Here is an 18431-nt window from a genome sequence, read left to right as displayed (position 1 = left end):
CATGTCGGTCAAATCGAAGATCTTCTCCGCGATGAAGCAGATCGCCGAAGAACAGAAAGTCACGCTTCCGCCGCTTGAGGACGATCTGTCACTGAACGAAACCGGGTTCGATTCGCTGGCATTCGCCATCCTGGTTGCGCGGCTGGAGGACGAGCTCGGTATCGATCCCTTCACTATCGCCGAGGACGCCGCCTTCCCGTCCACCGTCGGTGAGTTTGTCAGAGCCTACGAGAATGTCCCCGCCTGACATCATCGCGCTGCGCCAATATCTCGGCGAGGAGCCGAAGGGCCGCACGATTTCCGATGCCCGGCACAGTGTATCGCTGACCGACATGATCCAGTACAGCTGCCTGGCTGACAGATCGTCCGAGCTGTCCGGCCGCTCGGTGCTGCTTGCGACGTCGGGACAGCTGCTGTCCGCGCTAGCCATGATCGAGCTCGACGGCGTCGCCCGCCGCATGCTCCTATGCCCGCCCGACCTGGATTGGGATCGCCTGCAGGTCCTGCTCGAGCAGGCCGATATCGACACCATCGTCACCGATCGGTTTTTACACCGAAGTGGCGCTGGCAGGTACGTCGTTATCGGCGTCGACCTGCCCGAGCGGAGGGCCATGGGATCGGAGGTCGATCGCACGACCGAGTGGCTGATGCTGACCTCGGGGACGTCAGGACTGCCGAAGATCGTTCGGCATACGCTTGATGGGCTCGCTGGCGCGATTATCGCCGAGGGGCCCGTGCGCCACCGGAACGCAACCTGGGCGACGTTCTACGACATCCGCCGCTATGGCGGCTTGCAGATTTTCCTGCGGGCCGTGATCGGCGGCGGATCGATGGTGCTTTCGGAGCCCGGGGAGGCCATTGCCGCCCATGTGGCGCGGCTGCGCGCGGGCGGCGTCACCCACATCTCAGGGACGCCGTCGCACTGGCGCAAGCTCCTGATGAGCGGCGCGTCCGCCAATTTCTCGCCGGACTATGTCCGCCTGTCGGGCGAAATCGCCGACCAGGCGGTGCTGGACGGCCTGGCCAAAGCATTTCCGCATGCGTCAATCGGACACGCCTATGCCTCGACCGAGGCGGGCGTCGGTTTCAGCGTGGACGATGGGCGCGAGGGTTTTCCTGCCCACCTGATCGGGCAGAATCACGCCGGCGTCGAGATGAAGGTGGTCGACGGCTCACTGCGGATCCGTTCCAAGCGTACCGCGCGCTCCTATGTCGGCGCCGATGCTCCGCCGCTCGCCGACACCGAGGGCTTCGTCGATACCGGCGACATGGTTGAGCTGCGCGGCGAACGATACCACTTCGTCGGCCGGCGAGGCGGCATCATCAACATCGGCGGGCTGAAGGTGCATCCGGAGGAGGTGGAAGCCGTGATCAACCGGCACGCGTCAGTCCAGATGTCGCGCGCGCGCTCGCGCAGGAGCCCGATCACCGGCGCCATTGTGGTCGCCGACGTCATCCTCACCAACGGCACCAATGCGGAGCGCCACGAGACCATTCGCACGGAGATTCTCGGTCAGTGCAAAGATTGCCTGGCTGCATGGAAGGTGCCTGCGGTGATCCGCTTCGTCGAACGGCTCGACGTCAACGCAGCGGGAAAACTGGCACGCACCGATGCGTAACGTCATCGTCACAGGCGGCAGCCGCGGTATAGGTCTTGCGATTGCGCGCAGGCTCGCCGCGTCCGGCGAGTATAATGTGATCGCCGTCGCGCGCCGCGAGAGCGAGGAGCTTGCCGCTGCAGTCCGCGAAGCCCAACGACGCCTGCATTTCCGCGCCTGCGACCTTGCTGTGACCAATGCGATCCCCGCCTTCGCAAAATCGTTACGCGACGAATTCGGTGCGATCTACGGCCTCGTCAACAATGCCGGGGTCGGTCCCGACGGACTGCTGGCGACCATGCACAATTCCGATATCGAGGCCCTGATCCGCTTGAACGTATTGTCGCCCATGATCCTGACCAAATACGTGGCGCGCCACATGATGGCCGACGGCGCGGGGCGGATCGTCAACATTTCCTCCATCGTCGCCTCGACCGGCCACAGCGGCTTGTCCGTGTATGCCGCGTCCAAGGCCGCGGTTGTCGGTTTCACCCGCTCGCTGGCCCGCGAAGTTGGCAGGGTCGGCATCACAGTGAACGCGATCGCGCCCGGCTTCATCGAGACGGAATTGACCAGGTCCCTGGACGACGAAGGCCGTCGACGCATCGCTCGCCGCAGCGCATTGCGCCACCTGCCCGAAGCCGACGACGTCGCTTCCGTGGTCGAATATCTTCTCGGCGAAGGCGGCCGGAACATCACCGGCACCGTGGTGACGGTCGACGCCGGTAACACGGCCTGAGCGCCGGGAATCGCGCATCCGCCGTCGAGGGCGACCTCTCCTCTCGGCTCAAAGGTACTCGAAGTCGACCTCGCCTGACAGCAGGCTGGACACTTCAATCCGGCGATAGCCCCTTCAGATATTCAAGCATCGTGTTGCAGGCCTTCTCCGCCTCCGCGAAGGTTGAAAACGCCGAACCGCCAATCTTGATCGCGCCGTTGCCTCGATAGAGCGGCCGCCACGAAGCCACATAGCCGGCACGTCCGTGAAAGCCGGCACCGGCAGGAGTCTCATACGTGATCACAAAGGAAAAGCCGTCTCCGGCCGCACTCCAGATTTCCATGTCCTCGACGGCACGGTGAAACAGAAGGGACATCAAGATGCGCCCGCGCACTCGCTTTCAGCTCAACGACAGCGTTCCGGTCCTGACGGCAGGCCGTCAGGAGGGAACGACCCTGACCACTGGGGGGGCAGGAAGGTAGGGTCAGGGCCGTCGCTCCGGATGCGCCGAGATCCAATCGGCACATCTCTGCGATCATGTCTGGAGCCGTTCGTCATAGCCCGCGACTACGTTTTACCTGACAGCGGACAAACTGCGATCGACCCAGAGCCGCAGACGACGAACAAAATACACTTCCCGCCGGACGCCTTGGCTGCGATTTTGGATCAGGCGCCAAGCCTGAGGGACTACCCCATTAGGCTTCCCGGACATCGACCTCGCCAATCAAGCGGCGTTTGAAATCAGGCTTCAGCCCCTAAAGCTACTTGTTCCAGTCGATTGGTTGCGTTGGCATGGGCGCCGCCATGACAGACGCACCTTTATCACCGGCCGCCGAGGAGACGGATGCTGGGCCGGGTGGTCGCGATCGATAGCGGCCTTGGACTGGCTCAGCAGCCGTCGATAGCACGGAAGGCCTGCCGTACGCGCGACTGAACCAGGGCTTCCCGGCAAGACAGCCGGCGTCGGGCGGGCTCACGAGGATCTTTCGGGTCGGGTCGCTGCATTCCAATACAGGCCGCCTGCCCATTGCAGTGGCAGCGTCGACCGGGAATGGCGGTGCGTGACGAGCCTCTCCTCAGCGCTCGCCACCCGTCGGACTCAATCCGGGCGGCTAAGTCTTCTCCCGCGGGGCGGTCGCGCGATCATGTTGCGAGATGGCGAGGGCCGCGAGCACTGTCCGATTGCTGATTTCCAGTTTTTGGAAGATGTTGTGAAGGTGCACCTTGATGGTGCCGTCGGTCGTATTCAACCGACGCCCGATTTCCTTGTTCGACAATCCTTCGGAGACCAGCCGCATGATCTGACGCTCGCGTTCCGTCAGCGCGGTCAGTCCGCTCTCCGAAGTCGTGCCCTGCTCGCGCGACACGATCGAGTCGGATGAGGTCGACGGCAGCACGTTGTGACCATTGGCGATGTGCCGCAACGACTGCACCAGAGCCTCGGGATCGGTATCTCTCAGGATGATACTACAGGTCACGGGCGTCGCCGAGAACACCAGTTCGCAATCTTCACTTGAGACGAAAAATACCAAATGCGTCGAACGATTTTCTGAATTGACGGTCGAAAGAATTCTTGCAGCGGCGAGCTCGGGCATTGCGGGATCGACAATCGCCATATCGGGCGTCAAACTCCGGATCGCTTCGATGCAGCTTGCGGCGTCGTTACAAGATGCAACGATACTGAAATCGGCTGCAGCACCGAGCACCTTGCTCAGCCCCTCCAAGACCACCGGATGCCGGTCTGCAATGACTACACTGATACGTCGCATTGCGCGCTCCTCAGCCAGTCGCCCCCCAATATAAACTCCGCGCACCTTCTTCTGTTTCCACCCGCAACATATAGCATACAAGCAATGTTGGTATCGCAGCGCAATACTTAGGTTAATCGGCGCACTGCTCCGTTCGATTCCCGGAGTCTAACACAGCAATGCAACGCGAATGCCCGTAAGACTCCGGTGATCTGACCGGGACGGGCAAGCCTCCGCGCCCATCCAGTCCCTCTAACGGCGTAATCCTGAGCGGTGCACGCCTTCGATATTTCCGCAACGTTCAATATATGCCGCGCCGTTAACTCGCTCGCAGAATGCATTCGCTCAGACATAGTATTTATGAGCTAATACAACCAAAAAATCTTTCAATGTTGAATGAACATCGTCACCTAATTCACGCAGAGGCTGCGCCAGAAGGCGGTTTTTTGTACCGCAATTACACGGGCATACGCAGTCCCGCGTCTATAACCAACGGTATATAGGGCGATCGCAAATTCGCATCTAACATTCATAAAGGCTTAAGCAAGATGGATTGCTCGAAATCCACCAACGAGACGAGGCAAAGAAGGCGAGACCAGAACGGAGGAACACGATCGAGGTAGCTCAGTACACCTAAAAACCACAAGTCATATCAGTTCAACCGCCCATCGCTGTTGTGTCATTGCGTAGTAGGCTGGAGGGTAAAATGAGGAGGCGGCAGTCTTGCGAGACCGTTCTTATTGGAAAGAACGTTTTGATTAGAGAAGGCATTGCTAAAATCCTGCACGCGGCAAATTTTCACATCCCGGTCTCGGCGTCGAGCCCCGAGGAGTTGCCGAGTTCACTTCAAGCAGAAAAACTGATGTTCCTCATCGTCCATACCGGCGATGGGTTCAATGTCGCGATAGAGCAAATCGGATTTGTGAAAGATCGGTACCCGGACGCGCGCATCGCGATCGTGTCCGACAATTATCGGCCAGTCGATCTTGCCTCAGCATTTCGAGCAGGAGCCAACGGATACTTCGTGAACGTCAATTCGTGCGACGCATTCATCAAATCCGTCGAGCTCGTGACGATGGGCGAGACCGTCTTCCCGCCTGCATTCCTGTCATTCGCCCTTGATGCCGGTCGCGACCGCGAGCCAGAAACGGCGGAGCCCGGCGAATGCAGACAAACCATCCTCGCCGCTGCAGACGACACGATCCTGCCGCAGCTCTCTCCGCGCGAAAAGGCAATTCTATCCTGCCTAATCGAAGGCGATTCCAACAAGTGCGTTGCCAGAAAAATCAATATCGCCGAGGCTACCGTGAAGGTCCACGTCAAGGCGATCCTGCGCAAGATCAGGGTCCAGAACCGGACACAGGCAGCGATCTGGGGAATGAACCATGGGGCGCTGGTACGGCCGGCAAACGATCGCACCCCCTCAGCCGTCGATGCGGGCAGAGGGATCGCGAAGCCCATCGAGGTGATCTCCGAAATGGAGCAGCTCAACGAGCCGGCGCCGTTGGTTCCTCACTCCAGCCACGTCGTGGTACCCCGTATCGACAGCCTGCTCCGCAAGGGCGTGGACCCAGGAACTCACGCCGGGGTACGGTTCTACAAGTAGATGCAGGACTCGGAAAACGGCTGCCGTCGCGCGAACGGCCGCATCGCGGAGTGAAGCTGCGACACTTTCGTCGACTCCGCGACGGCCAGGCGCCCGACAGCATATTCCCTGCTGCTCTTGCCTGCACAGTACTCGAGATCGCGCGGACACTCTCCTCGGCCTCGGGTTGACGACGCGGAGTGCGCATGCCTGCGGGAGTGGGCTCTTTATCGCTCCCGCAGCGCCTCCTGCTTGTATCTCGCCAGCGGCGAGAGAAGATAGCTGATGATCCTGCGCGCGCCGGTCTTGACCTCGACCGTCACCGCCATGCCGGGACCGAGCTTGACGAGCTTGTCCTCCACCTGCATGTGCGTGCGGTCGAGTGAAATCCGCGCCGCATACTCCAGCTCCTGGCCTTTCGGCTCGCTGCTGCCCTGCGCCGTGCCCGACGCGCGGTCGTTCGGTCCGCCCTGCCTGTCCCGCGTGATGGCGTCGGTCGACACGCTGAGCACGTCCCCATGCAGGAGCCCATAGCGCGTGAAGTTGAACGTATCGATCTTGATCTCCGCCTTCTGTCCGGGATGGACGAAGCCGATGTCGCGGTTGGAGAGCATGGCCTCGATCTCGAGCTGGCTCTCGCTTGGAACCACGATGGCGAGCGACTGCGCCGGCGTCACCACGCCTCCCACCGTGTGAACGGCGAGTTGCTGAACGACGCCGTCGACCGGCGCGGTCAACTGCTGAAGCTTCGTGCGCCGATCCGCCTTGACCACTTCCTGCGCAGCGCTCGCCGCCTTCTGCTCGGCTTTCGCGAGTGCGTCATAGGTGGCACGCCGATACTCCGCGGCAGTCCTTTCCTTCGTTTCTTTCAGCAGGGCGATGGCGGCGTCGGCTTCGCCGAGCCGGCTCTGCTGGAGAACCAGATCCTGCTGAAGGCCGACCAGCTCCTGATACTCGGAGAGATAGACAACCTTCGAAGCCAGGGCCTTGTCGACGAGACCCTTGCGAATGTCGACCCGCTCCTGGAGCACCGGTATCGTCGCCTGGAGCTTCGCCACGCTCGCCGATGTGGTCGCCCGCTCCGCTTCCTTCTGACCTTGCTGGCGCTCGATCTCCGCGAGCTTGGCGCTCTGCTCGGCGCGTTGGCTGATCAGAAACTGGCGATGCATCTCGATCTCCGCGGCACTTGCGCCCTGCGGTGATCGGAAGGCGGCAAGCGGATCGCTGGTGAGCGCTGCCCGCAGCCGGGCGACGTCGAGTTCGGCCGCAACGAGATCGCTTCTCTGGCGCTCCTGATCGGCTTCCGTCATCGTCGGGTCGAGTTCGATCAGAACGTCGCCGGCCTTGACGCTCTGTCCGTCACGTACGTGAATGGCGCGAACAACGCCCGTCTCGAACGGCTGAATCAGCTTGGTGCGTCCGCCGGGCACGATCTTGCCCGTCGCGGTGGCGACGATGTCGACGCTGCCCAATGATGCCCACAACAGCGCGACGCAAAAGACCGCGATGATGCTCGCCCCGATCGCGCGACCGATCGGCGACGGCGGCGATTCGGTGATCTCGAGTGCCGCCGGCAGAAATGCGATCTCGTGCTCGCGCCGCCGGACCTCGGCTCTCGGAAACGGAACGATATTCCGGTTAGCGGACGTCATGGATACCGGCCTGCAGATAGTGGAGATTTGCGTAGCGCCCGTTCGAGCGAATGAGTTCATCATGGCTTCCGTCCTCGACGATGCGGCCATGCTCAAGCGTGATGATCCGGTTCGCATTGCGCACGGTAGAGAGCCTATGCGCGATGACGATGACAGTCCGGCCGGCGGAAATCCTTTTCATGTTCTGCTGGATGGCGCGCTCGCTTTCGTAATCGAGCGCGCTGGTCGCCTCGTCGAGGATAAGGATGCGGGGGTTGGTAATGAGTGCGCGAGCGATCGCGACACGCTGGCGCTGCCCGCCGGATAAACTGCTGCCGCGCTCGCCCACGATGGTGTCATAGCCCTCGGGCAGCTCCAGGATGAAGTCGTGAGCGCCGGCGAGTGATGCCGCCTCGATGACGCGCTCCATGGGCATGGCCGGGTCGGCGAGTGCAATGTTCTCGCGGATCGAGCGATTGAAGAGCACGTTCTCCTGCAAGACCACGCCGATCTGGCGCCGAAGCCAGGTCAGGTCGACCGTCGCGAGGTCAACGCCGTCGACCAGCACGCGTCCGCTCTCCGGCACGTAGAGACGCTGGATCAGCTTGCCGATGGTGCTCTTGCCCGAGCCCGAAGAGCCAACGATACCGATGACCTGGCCGGGCTCGATGCCGAAGGACACATCGTGCAGCACCTCGGGGCCGTCGGCGCGGTAGCGGAAGGTCGCGTGCTCGAATACGACCTTGCCGCGGATCGGCGGCAGCGCGGCGCGGGCCGAACTGAAGCTTGGCTCCGGGATAGTGTTGAGAATGTCGCCGAGACGATCGACTGACAGCCGGGCCTGATGGAAATCCTGCCACATCTGCGCGAGCCGAAGCACGGGCATGCTTACCCGCCCCGCCAGCATGTTGAACGCGACCAGCTCTCCGACGGTCAGGTCGCCGCCGATCACGAGCCTGGCGCCGAAGTAGAGCGTTGCGGCCGTGACCAGCTTGTTGATCATCTGGACCGCTTGGCTCGCCGTGTTGTTCAGGCTGAGTACGCGGAAGCTCGCCCCCACATAGCCGGCGAGCTGCTCCTCCCAGCGGCGTTGCATCTGGGGCTCAACCGCCATCGCCTTCAGCGTCTCGACGCCCGTGACGCTTTCGACCAGGAAGGCCTGGTTCTCCGAGCCGCGATTGAACTTCTCATCGAGTCGCCGGCGAAACAGCGGCGCGGCGCCGGCGGAAATTCCGATGTAGAACGGGAACGACGCCAGAACGATCCACGTCAACGCCGTCGAATAGTAGAACATGACCGCAAGGAAGACGACGGTGAACAAAAGATCGACGACGAGGGTGAGCGCCGAGCTCGTCAGGAACTGGCGGATGTTCTCAAGCTCGCGAACGCGTGCAACCGAATCGCCGACGCGACGTGTCTGGAAATATGCGATCGGCAACGCCATCAGGTGACGAAACAGCCGGGCGCCGAGCTCGACGTCGATGCGGTTCGTCGTGTGCGCGAACAGATGGACGCGCAACGTGCCGAGAACGGTCTCGAACAAGGTCAACGCGACGAGACCCGCGACCAGGACGTCGAGCGTGCTGATGCTTCGATGCACGAGCACCTTGTCGATGACGACCTGGAAGAACAGCGGGGCGACGAGGGCGAAGACCTGAAGGAAGAACGACGCGATCAGCACTTCGCCGAGCAGACGGCGATACTTGTGGACTGCACCGAGAAACCAGCCGATATCGAATCGCCTGGACAGATCCGTCAGGGCCGCACGCCGGGTCATCAGGATGATGTCGCCATCCCAGACGGCCTCGAGTTCGGCCTGCGTCATGGATTCGGGTCGGGACGACAATGGACGCTGAACGAGAAGCCTGTCGTCGATGACCTTGCCCAGGATCAGGAAGCTGCCGTCGCGCAGCGCGGCGATTGCCGGCAACGGGGTGACGGCAAGCCTGTTCCAGCTTGATCGCTGTGCCCGGGCCTTGAGGCCGAACTCCCTGGTACAGCGCAGGATTTCGGTCACACCGATCCGCGAGGTGCCCATGCGATGGCGAATTTGCTCCGGGTCGGCCGCAATGCCATGGCAACGCAGCAAGATCGCCATCGCAATGAGTCCCGACTCATCGCCATCCGCAGGCTCAGGACCCGGCTCCTGGACGGACATATCGCGACGTTCCGCGGACCGTGCAGAGGCCAGAGCATCGCCGGCGAGCGCAACCAGATCACGCCCGCGCGCAATCAGGCCGGCAAACGCATGCTGCGCGCGACCGGCGAGGCCATGAGATCCGGCCAGGATCAAGCGGCCGTCCCAGATTTCTTCAAATTCCGCACGCGGCATCAGCTTCGGATGTGCCGAGGTCGGATGCAGCACAAGCGCGGCGTCGTCATCGACCTTCCCGAGCAGCAGAAATCCGCCATCACGCAGCGCTGCGATTCCGGGCAGACTGATGCTTGCGAGTTGTTTCCAATGTGTCGTGCGCGAACCGACCTTCAGTCCGAAATCGCGGGCGCAGCGAAGCATCGCACGGATGCCGATTGCGCTCTCTCCGCAACGGTCGCGGAGCTGGTCGGGCTCGGCGTTCACGCCATGAAGGCGCAGGAACAGAGCAAGGGACCGAAGCCCGAGATCTGCGGCATGGGCATTTCCATTCTGGATCGCCATTTATTACTCAACCCTTCGCGGCTACCGGCCGCGTATGATGTTCCTTCTCATGCATTCCCAAACATTGACGGTGCCGCACCCAGGCGCTGGGCCCGGGTGCGGCTCGGCCTTAGTGTTGCGGTCGGGCCAGCAACGAGTCGTGCCCCCAACCGGTCGCCTGCGACAGAGCCGCCACGATCTGACCGGGGTCCACCTGGCCGGTATGAGCGGCCAGATACTGGTTCAGCAGCGCAAAACTCTGGCTTGCGAGCGACGCCATCGTGGTGCCGGTCGCAGCCGGATGAAACGCCGGCATGGTCGGATGGGCAGCGGTCGTTGCCAGGGTGCTGGCGGCCGGGTCAAAGTGCTGCTGGAGCAGCGCAAAGCCCTGGCTTGCCAAGGACCCCGTGTTAGCAGCGGCCGTGTGCTGATGATCCGTGGACTCGGTCGTGTGCGAGGTCGTCGGGGCCGCGGCCGTCGTGGTGGCAACAGGCTGATGATCCGTCGCGGTGTGGTGGTGCGACGACGTCGTCGTGGTCGTGGTCGTGGTCGTCGCAGGTCGAGGATCCGTTACGGTGATGGTCTGCGGCGAAGCCGTCGCAACCGCACCGGTCGACGGATCCTTCGCACTTGCCGTCAGCGTTAGTGCCGCAACCGGATGACCCCCGCCCCTGTAGGTCGAAGTCAGCGTCAGTCCGCTGTCGACCTGCGCGGCCGTCAACGTGATGTCTTTTCCCCGGAACGTCTGACCGTCGAGCTTGTCGGTGATCGATTCATATTTCGGCAACCCCGTGATGTGCACGGTCACGAGATCGTTGGAATCGGTCGTTGTCACCTTCGTCCCGAGATCGACGGTACCACCTCTCCCGGCCACCCAGAGCGAGTCATCCGCGATCGTGAGGACAGGCGTGGCCACGGATGGGGTCGTTGGCGTGGTGGGGGTCGTGGGTGTCGTGGGCGTCGATGACGTCGGGTCGATCTGCAGACCGGAGAACGTCTTCACGGCGCCAGCAAGATTGGCAGCGACACCGCTCGCGTCCTTGATCGCCGCACCGCTCGGAAGATTGACACCGGTGATGGCGAGCGCCGAGGTGCCGGTGTTGGTCGACGCGACGGTTGTTTTGAAGGTGAGCGTACCCGTGCCCGAACCACCGGCATAAGTGGCCGTGCCGCCGTCATTGAGCGACAGCGTGGGCGTGCCCGTCACCGTCACGGCTTCGTTGAAGCCGAGTGCCAGCGTGATCACGTCCCCGACGTGCTCGGTGCCCGTTCCCGGAACAGCCGTGGCCTGGGTTACCGTCGGCAAGATCGGATCGATCTGGAGACCGGTGAACGTCTTCACCGCACCCGACAGGTTCGCCGCGACCCCGGAGGCGTCCTTGATGCTCGCACCGCTCGGAAGATTGACGCCGGTGATGGCGAGCGCCGAGGTATTCGAGTCGGTCGACGCAACCGTGGTGCGGAAGGTGAGCGTGCTCGTGCCAGAACCACCGGCATAAGTGGCCGTGCCGCCGTCATTGAGCGACAGCGTGGGCGTACCCGTCACCGTCACGGCCTCGTTGAAGGCGAGCGACAGGGTGATGACATCGCCGGCATGCTCGATGCCCGTTCCCGGAGAGGCCGTGGCCTGCGTCACCGCCGGCTGGACCGTCGGCGTCGTCGGTGTAGTTGGGGCTGGGAGGGATCCTGTTGTTATCGTCAAGTTTCGGAAATCGGCGGCCAGAACTTCGGGTGAGGTATGCCGATAGAGCCCTTCTTCCCAGTACGTGCGAGAACCATAGCCCAACGGGCCGTTGTAGTTCACAACCTGATTCCCGTTGATGTAGACGTCCAGAAACCCGCTGCTGTTGTTGACTACGCTGGTCTGTATCTGAATATTGTAATACTGGCCGCGCACAATGGGATTGGGGTCGGTCCACAGCGTCCTGGTGGTGACGCTGCCCGTCGCGGGGTTCCCGTATCGGGCGACGATTGCCATATGTTCGCCCTGCATTTCGATCGCGAAGGGAGGCGAGGTGGACACACCAATGTCTCCGTCATTGCTGTGCAGTTCCGCAGTCACAAGCCACGGCGCGGTGTTCGTGGCGCCGGGCTCCAGCATGAACTGATAGGAAATGTTGGTGGGCGTGCCGACCGCAATCAGATTGTTCATCTGAACCTCGGAGCGATCGATAGTCGAGCCATCGAACCAGGCCGGATCACCTGCGTGAATTTCGAAGCGCAGGGTCTGGCTGTCGGGCTCGGTCAGGCTGTAGCTCTCGCCCGCCGTCTGGACGTTGTAGGGGCTGCCGTCGATGTACAAATTCTGTTGCGGCGTAGACGTGAACGACGTGATTGTACCGGTTGCCATTCCATGATCCTTTTACGTTGAAGACAGGGAATTCCACTGCCGCGCATCGCGAAGGCGCACGACATACCGCATGCTCGGCGTGCGTGACACTGCGAGCCATTTTCAGAGCAGTGGGATTTGATAGCGCCCCCCCAACTGCTGGGGTCGCTGGTTAATTAGGAAGTATGGCGAAAAAAGCCTCAAAATGTGATTTATACCAATGTATGGAGCCTCAAGTTCCTCCGGCGTCCGACATGTCATATGGCTTCGATCGTCGGCAAGACTGCAGGCTATCGCCGCGTAACGAACCGGCCGCAGCGTTTGCGACATTCAGATTGGCGGAGAAACAATCGCGCCTGGGATGTTTCTTTGGCGGTTTTTGACGCGCAAACCTCGTTCCCGCTTTTGGCGATGCCGAGTGGTGGGGGATGCTCGAACTGCGCGGTCGTCCTCCCGAGTGTCGGACCGTCGACGCCATCCTGATATCTCCGGCGCCCACGACGAGACTCGAAATCGCGATCGTCGCCAAGCTTCTTGCTTGCGCATGGGCTGTTTCGCAAATCCCATTATTGTTTTCCCGATCACGCCTCAGGATGCGGCGGCGCCTGGATAAAACCGGCAAGGCTTCCAATTCTGACTGAGCGACGGCCACTCGACCTGATTTCCTGGCTCCTCGCTACTTTCATACCTTCGCTGCAGCAACGTCGGTCCAGCGGTTGGCCCGGACGTTCGCCGACCCGCTCTACTTAACATTAGCCGCCTTTCTCGAGATTCGTACTGCCCCGCCACCTCAACGCCGCGGCGACCAACTAGCGGCAACCGACCTTCGCGCCACACCAGCCAGCCGCGTGGAAGCTTGCGAGCCTCCGCAGCGACCGCGGCTGTATTCGAGCTCCGCTTCTCACGTCGCGGGATCAGGCAGCCGGCAACGACCGCGAATCTGTTCAACACGGACTTACTCACAATTGGGTAGCCACTCCGCCCCATGTACCAACCCTTCTGCTTGTACTTGCTCAGCAGGCCCTAAGCTATTGTCGCTTCGATGAGGATAGAGGTGATCAGATTTGCTGCGCCGCCTGCACGGCGGTGAGCGGAGGGTGGCGATGCGTGCGTCATTTCTGGGGTGCCCCATTGATGTCCTGACGATGGCCGATACGGTCGAGCTCGCACGCACAGCAATGCATAGCCAGCAGCGTTTGCAACATGTTGCGCTCAACGTCGCCAAGTTAGTCAGCATGCGCTTTGATCCGGTGCTCGCTGCCGACGTCGCTAGCAGTGATGTGATCAGCATTGATGGCATGGGCTTAGTGTGGGGGGCTCGTGCACTCGGCCTGCCGGTCCAGTCGCGCGTGACCGGCATCGATCTGCTCACCGAGATTCTTGCACTATGTGAAAGGGACGGCTTCAAACCGTATTTTCTCGGAGCGACGCCTGGTGTGTTGCAACAGGCCGCGCGGCGAGTCCTCGACAAGCATCCCTCGATCGCGTTCGCTGGCCTCAGGGACGGCTACTTCACACGCGAGCAGGAGGCCCAAGTGGTCTGCGAAATTCGGTCTAGTCGCGCCGACTGCCTTTTTATCGGCATGCCTTCGCCGCGCAAGGAGCGCTTTCTCGCGTCGTATCGCGATACGCTCGGTATACCTTTCATCATGGGTGTCGGTGGTTCGTTCGATATTCTTGCCGGCGCGGTACGGCGGGCGCCAGTTCGCATGCAGCACCTCGGGCTCGAATGGCTTTACCGCGTCTATCAGGAGCCAAGACGCATGTGGTGGCGATATGCCAAGACCAATACATTGTTCGCCGGCATTCTGGCCCAAGCCATTGTACGCCAGAGGTTAGGCATAGCACCGCGAGAAAACAGCGGGCTGCCGCCTCGAGCGGATGTAGGCCATTCAGTCCAAGGTGTTCACCAAGCCCCGCTAACGTACTCGCCAAGCCGCGAACGACACACTGCTATGCTTTAATTGGAGTCGACGCCGCCAGCCCGCGCTAATGCGAGCGATCTCACGTTGAGGAACCGTGTTTCAGCCTTCTGACCTTCAGTTTGATTGATAGCTCAAATCGGAGCGGTAGCCAGAAACGAGCATATGACCTGACGAGCATCGTCAAACTATCGTCCAGATAAGGCATTTTGCGATGTGTGGGATATTCGGATGGGTTCTTGGGCCCGCGAAGCATCAGGATCGCGAAACTCTCATCAAGCTAACCGATTTGATGTTACATCGGGGGCCGGACGGCTCAGGCTACCAGCTTTACGAAACGGCGGAGCGATATCAAATCGGCTTTGGCCACCGCCGGCTTTCCATCATCGACATCGGTGGCGGCGCCCAACCGATGGCGACCGAGGATGGCCGCTTTAACTTGGTTTTCAATGGCGAGATCTATAATTACCTTGAGCTGCGGAAGGAGCTCGTTGCTCTTGGCCATCACTTTCGTACGGACTCGGATACCGAGGTGCTGATCGAGGCATATCGGGCCTGGCAGCTCGACTCGGTGCGCAGATTGCGCGGCATGTTCGCCTTTGCGCTGTGGGACGACGCTGAGCAGCGGTTGGTGCTTGCCCGCGATGCCTTCGGCAAGAAGCCACTGTTTCTCGCCGAGGCGCAAGGGGCTGTTCTCTTCGGCTCAGAGATTGAGCCGCTCGTTCAGTTCCCGGGCTTCAGCCGCGCCTTAGATTCCGATGCGCTCGGCCACTATCTTCTTAATCGCTATGTTCCGGGGCCGTCGACGTTCTTTCAGTCGGTGAAGAAGCTACAGCCTGGTCATTGTGCGGTATGGCAAAATGGCATGTTGAAGTCGACACGCTATTATACGCCGCCGTTCGCGACGGCGGTGCCGGACGTCAAGGAGTTCAACGATGCAATTCGACTATTCGAAGGTGCGTTCGACGAGGCTGTCCGAATTCGCATGCGCAGCGACGCGCCGTACGGCGCTTATCTTTCGGGCGGCATCGACTCGTCGGCGGTCGTGGCGACCATGGCCAAACACAGTACGGAGCCGGTGCGGACGTTCTCGGTAGGCTTTCGGGAGACCGGATATTCGGAGCTCGATCACGCGCGCGTCATTGCAGGTCAGTTCGGCACCATTCACAATGATCTAATTGTCGAGCCTGGCGCGTTCATGGACCATTGGTCGACCGCCGTCCTGCGTCGCGGTGCTCCGGTGAGCGAGTCGTCTGACATCCCGATTTTCATGCTTTCGCAAATGGCTTCTCGTAGCGTGAAGATGGTACTTACGGGAGAAGGCGCCGATGAGCTGATGGGTGGATATCCGAAGTATCGGGCCGAGCGATGGATCGGCCTCTATCAATGGCTCATCCCACACCTGTTGCACGAGCGGCTGATCCATCCGCTAGTCCGCTCGCTGCCGTATGGCATGAGGCGTGCAAAAATTGTTGCGCTGGCCGCAGGCGAGCGCGATCTCGCAAACCGCATGAGAGTATGGTTCGGCGGTCTTTCGGTCGGCGAAAGTGAAGCAATGCTGGGGCGACTGCTTTCAGCAACCCCGCCCGACCTGTTTCCATATTCGTCGCAGATTGGATCCAGCCTGCGACGTATGTTGTTCTTCGATCAGACGTCTTGGCTTCCGGATAACCTTTTGGAACGCGGCGATCGAATGATGATGGCAGGATCAATCGAGGGCCGGATGCCGTTTATGGATACGGTGCTGGCGGGCGTCGTGGCTAGATTCCCGGACGACTTTCTGACCGGAGGCAAGGGAGGCAAGAGAGTTTTGCGGGCGGCGATGGACAAGATTCTGCCATCGGAAATCATACGGCGGAAGAAGATCGGCTTCCGGGTGCCGATCGGGGAATGGTTCAGAGGTCCCTATCGTGAGTTCTTGCGGGAGATGCTGGTCAGCGAAACGTCCGGCGTGGCACAAATGGTAAGCGGCGACAGGCTCCGTCAGCTTGTAACGGAGCACCTTGACGCTCGACAGAACCACGAAAGACTTCTTTGGTCGTTCGTGAATCTCGAGATCTTCTTGCGTGCGTTCAGGGTGGCATCATGAGAATGGTCTACCTGGCGCTCCAAAGGCAACGACGAAACGTGGGGCGACCGCCACTACGACGGGGCCAACCTCACAGGCCCGCCGTTTCGGGCCGATCCCCGTTAGGCCAGCACGATCGCGGCCTTTCGTTATGGTGGAATCCAGCGACGACATGCAGGTGAGACGACTCTTTTGAGATCCGTTTTGGGACGAGTTGCCTGGTACCGAGACCGTCTGGCGTCAATGAGCACGTCGGAGATCGTCCACCGGGTAGTCGAAACCGCCGCCAAGCAAATTGGGCGCCGGCACAACGGCGGCTGGGATAGGATCGAACCATTTGGTCCACTAGCGGCGATACCTGGCGTTGGTGCCCGGATTCACGCGTTGCCTTCGGATTTGTTGGCTCTCATAGCAAGCGAGGCCGACAGGGTCCGTGCCGGGAACTTTGACCTTCTCGGTGCTCGCTGGCCGACGCCTTCGGCGATCCCACCGAATCCGAGCTTCTGGCGTATCGATCCCGAGGACGGCGAACCCTTTCCGCAATGGGACGCCTATACCTTCGATATCTCGTTTCGGCATGGAATAAACACGCGAGAGATGAAGCGCGTCTGGGAGCTCAACCGACTGCAATTTTTGGTACCTCTCGCCGCGGGGGCAGTGCTGGAGAACAGCAACGCGTCTATGCTTTTGACCGGCATGATCGGATCATGGATGGCGGGCAATCCACCCTTTCGTGGGCCCACCTGGACCTCCGGCATCGAACTCGCACTCCGTGTCATTTCAGTCGCAATGGCGCTCTCCATCGTCGGGATTGATAGCCTCGACAGTGTCGCACGCCGGGCCGCGCTTCGCTTCTTCTTTGCGCATGTCGATTGGATCCGGCGATTTCCATCGCTCAATTCGTCCGCCAACAATCATCGGATCGCCGAGCTTGCGGGACTGATTGTGGGCTCTATCATGGCTCCAGGATTTCCCGGTGCGGTCGCTTTGCGCGAGAAGAGCTGGCGCGCGTTGCTTGCCGAGATTGATCAGCAACTTTATCCGGATGGTGTGGGTGCCGAACAAGCTGCCGGCTACTCTGCATTTTCGATTGAGCTGCTCCTCGTTGCGGCTACTGCACTCGGACGCGAACGCAGCTTGCCGGCAACAACCGTGGAGCGGCTTTCGGCATGGGCTGAGCATTCCCTTTGGTTGATGGACACTGGCGCCAAAGTGCCCGCGATCGGCGATTTCGATGACTGCCGGGCTATCGCGACAACACAGGCGCCTGAACCGAGATATGTTGCGTCCATTGTAGCCGCCGTCTCGGATTGCGTTGGCCGCCAGCATCTTGCTCCGCCGGCCAAGGATCCAAGCATCCGTGATGCCATTCTAGGGTCCGCGAAGGCATCGCCAAGACAACTCGTTGGAGTACGCTCATTTCCGATCGGGGGCTACTCGGTCATCCGAAGCAAGCAGAAGGATCCCGTCGTACTCACGTTCGATCACGGACCGATCGGCTATCTGTCGATCGCGGCCCATGGTCATGCGGACGCGCTTTCCATTTGGCTCTCCGTTGGCGACCAGCCTGTTATCGTAGATGCAGGAACGTATCTTTATCACTCGAGCAGGGACCTGCGGGACCTGTTCAGGGATACCGCGGTCCACAACACCCTGCGGCTCGATGGCATTGGATCAAGTCGCCCATCTGGACCGTTCAACTGGGGGAGCAAGGCGAATACGCGCCTCATATCGTCCGAAGACACGCCAGTTGCGCGGATCGTGGCAGAGCACGACGGATACCTTGCGCAATGTGGCGTGAAGCACCAGCGGACGGTAGAATTTGATGGCTCATCGCGGTTTACTATCATCGACGAACTTCTCGAGGGCGCCGAAGATAGAAGCGTTACCGTATCGTTTCTCCTGGACCCGGCCTGCCGTTCAACAATCGAGCCGGATCCGCGCGGGGTGATGATCGCGCATGACAATCGTCAACTCATTCGAGTCGCAAGCGCCGGCCCATTGAAGCCGAGAGTGGTTCGCGGCGACCAAGCAACGGGCCGTGGGTGGCTGTCGCCGTCTTTCGGCGTCCGCATGCCTACCGATCAAATCCTTTTCGAGGGCCGTCTCGACAAGCCTTCGACCATCACAATTGACGTCCTCGATAGCGTGGTGGCGTCGTGCTGAAGCACATCCCGGGTTGGTCAAAGAGCGGGCG

Annotated in this window: 12 protein-coding genes; 7 read left to right on the top strand and 5 right to left on the bottom strand. The window is 61.0% G+C overall.

The genetic code is table 11. The features are described from left to right. Position 1 precedes the first annotated feature (1 nt). Genes BM118_RS12700 through BM118_RS12690 form a run of 3 tightly spaced genes read left to right on the top strand, consistent with a single transcriptional unit; the run spans position 2 to position 2337 of the window. On the top strand, positions 2-247 hold the full coding sequence (locus BM118_RS12700) for an acyl carrier protein (protein WP_092185660.1): 246 nt from the start codon (positions 2-4) through the stop codon (positions 245-247). After that, entirely contained in the window at positions 234-1619 is a 1386-nt protein-coding gene (locus BM118_RS12695; protein WP_092185658.1) for an AMP-binding protein, read from the top strand. Before BM118_RS12700 ends, BM118_RS12695 begins: the two co-directional genes overlap by 14 nt. Continuing rightward, the gene (locus BM118_RS12690; protein WP_092185656.1) at positions 1612-2337 is read left to right on the top strand and encodes an SDR family NAD(P)-dependent oxidoreductase; all 726 of its coding nucleotides are present in this window, start codon (positions 1612-1614) and stop codon (positions 2335-2337) included. Before BM118_RS12695 ends, BM118_RS12690 begins: the two co-directional genes overlap by 8 nt. A gap of 94 nt (positions 2338-2431) precedes the next feature. On the opposite strand, the gene BM118_RS12685 is transcribed toward BM118_RS12690, so the two are convergent. Beyond that, a complete protein-coding gene (locus BM118_RS12685) occupies positions 2432-2692 on the bottom strand; it encodes a hypothetical protein (RefSeq protein WP_177234247.1) in 261 nt (86 codons plus the stop codon). 736 nt (positions 2693-3428) lie between these two features. Further along, the gene (locus BM118_RS12680; protein ID WP_177234246.1) at positions 3429-4085 is read right to left on the bottom strand and encodes a LuxR C-terminal-related transcriptional regulator; all 657 of its coding nucleotides are present in this window, start codon (positions 4083-4085) and stop codon (positions 3429-3431) included. Between the two features lie 685 nt (positions 4086-4770). Between BM118_RS12680 and BM118_RS12675 the strand changes: the two genes are divergently transcribed. Beyond that, positions 4771-5670, top strand: a complete 900-nt coding sequence (locus tag BM118_RS12675) for a LuxR C-terminal-related transcriptional regulator (protein ID WP_244550139.1) — start codon at positions 4771-4773, stop codon at positions 5668-5670. 206 nt (positions 5671-5876) lie between these two features. Here BM118_RS12675 and BM118_RS12670 read toward each other — a convergent pair whose 3' ends face one another. The 3 genes from BM118_RS12670 to BM118_RS12660 form a co-directional block, all read right to left on the bottom strand. Continuing rightward, positions 5877-7301 (bottom strand): HlyD family type I secretion periplasmic adaptor subunit, encoded by a 1425-nt coding sequence (locus tag BM118_RS12670; protein WP_092185650.1) that lies wholly within the window; start codon positions 7299-7301, stop codon positions 5877-5879. After that, a complete protein-coding gene (locus tag BM118_RS12665) occupies positions 7288-9936 on the bottom strand; it encodes a type I secretion system permease/ATPase (RefSeq protein ID WP_092185648.1) in 2649 nt (882 codons plus the stop codon). The genes BM118_RS12670 and BM118_RS12665 overlap by 14 nt, the downstream gene beginning before the upstream one ends. Before the next feature lie 109 nt (positions 9937-10045). Next, positions 10046-12265 (bottom strand): heparin lyase I family protein, encoded by a 2220-nt coding sequence (locus BM118_RS12660; protein ID WP_092185646.1) that lies wholly within the window; start codon positions 12263-12265, stop codon positions 10046-10048. A 1082-nt stretch (positions 12266-13347) separates the two neighbouring features. Between BM118_RS12660 and BM118_RS12655 the strand changes: the two genes are divergently transcribed. The 3 genes from BM118_RS12655 (at position 13348) to BM118_RS12645 (ending at position 18400) form a co-directional block, all read left to right on the top strand. Further along, the gene (locus BM118_RS12655) at positions 13348-14208 is read left to right on the top strand and encodes a WecB/TagA/CpsF family glycosyltransferase (protein WP_092186161.1); all 861 of its coding nucleotides are present in this window, start codon (positions 13348-13350) and stop codon (positions 14206-14208) included. Between the two features lie 172 nt (positions 14209-14380). Further along, positions 14381-16255, top strand: coding sequence for an asparagine synthase (glutamine-hydrolyzing) (asnB, locus tag BM118_RS12650; protein WP_092185644.1), 1875 nt, complete (start codon positions 14381-14383; stop codon positions 16253-16255). A gap of 222 nt (positions 16256-16477) precedes the next feature. Beyond that, complete coding sequence (locus BM118_RS12645; protein WP_092185642.1) at positions 16478-18400, top strand: heparinase II/III family protein; 1923 nt, start codon at positions 16478-16480, stop codon at positions 18398-18400. Positions 18401-18431: the final 31 nt, after the last annotated feature.

It is taken from the genome of Bradyrhizobium sp. cf659 (assembly GCF_900113725.1).
GTDB lineage: Bacteria > Pseudomonadota > Alphaproteobacteria > Rhizobiales > Xanthobacteraceae > Bradyrhizobium.
The sequence above is the reverse complement of the archived record's forward strand: the minus strand, read 5'-3'. Positions and strand labels throughout refer to the sequence as shown.

Coding starts and splice junctions, on each gene's coding strand:
- BM118_RS12670 (WP_092185650.1), bottom strand. CDS start 7,301: ATGACGTCCGCTAACCGGAATATCGTTCCGTTTCCGAGAGCCGAGGTC.
- BM118_RS12680 (WP_177234246.1), bottom strand. CDS start 4,085: ATGCGACGTATCAGTGTAGTCATTGCAGACCGGCATCCGGTGGTCTTG.
- asnB (WP_092185644.1), top strand. CDS start 14,381: ATGTGTGGGATATTCGGATGGGTTCTTGGGCCCGCGAAGCATCAGGAT.
- BM118_RS12675 (WP_244550139.1), top strand. CDS start 4,771: ATGAGGAGGCGGCAGTCTTGCGAGACCGTTCTTATTGGAAAGAACGTT.
- BM118_RS12695 (WP_092185658.1), top strand. CDS start 234: ATGTCCCCGCCTGACATCATCGCGCTGCGCCAATATCTCGGCGAGGAG.
- BM118_RS12690 (WP_092185656.1), top strand. CDS start 1,612: ATGCGTAACGTCATCGTCACAGGCGGCAGCCGCGGTATAGGTCTTGCG.
- BM118_RS12665 (WP_092185648.1), bottom strand. CDS start 9,936: ATGGCGATCCAGAATGGAAATGCCCATGCCGCAGATCTCGGGCTTCGG.
- BM118_RS12700 (WP_092185660.1), top strand. CDS start 2: ATGTCGGTCAAATCGAAGATCTTCTCCGCGATGAAGCAGATCGCCGAA.
- BM118_RS12655 (WP_092186161.1), top strand. CDS start 13,348: ATGCGTGCGTCATTTCTGGGGTGCCCCATTGATGTCCTGACGATGGCC.
- BM118_RS12645 (WP_092185642.1), top strand. CDS start 16,478: ATGAGCACGTCGGAGATCGTCCACCGGGTAGTCGAAACCGCCGCCAAG.
- BM118_RS12685 (WP_177234247.1), bottom strand. CDS start 2,692: ATGTCCCTTCTGTTTCACCGTGCCGTCGAGGACATGGAAATCTGGAGT.
- BM118_RS12660 (WP_092185646.1), bottom strand. CDS start 12,265: ATGGCAACCGGTACAATCACGTCGTTCACGTCTACGCCGCAACAGAAT.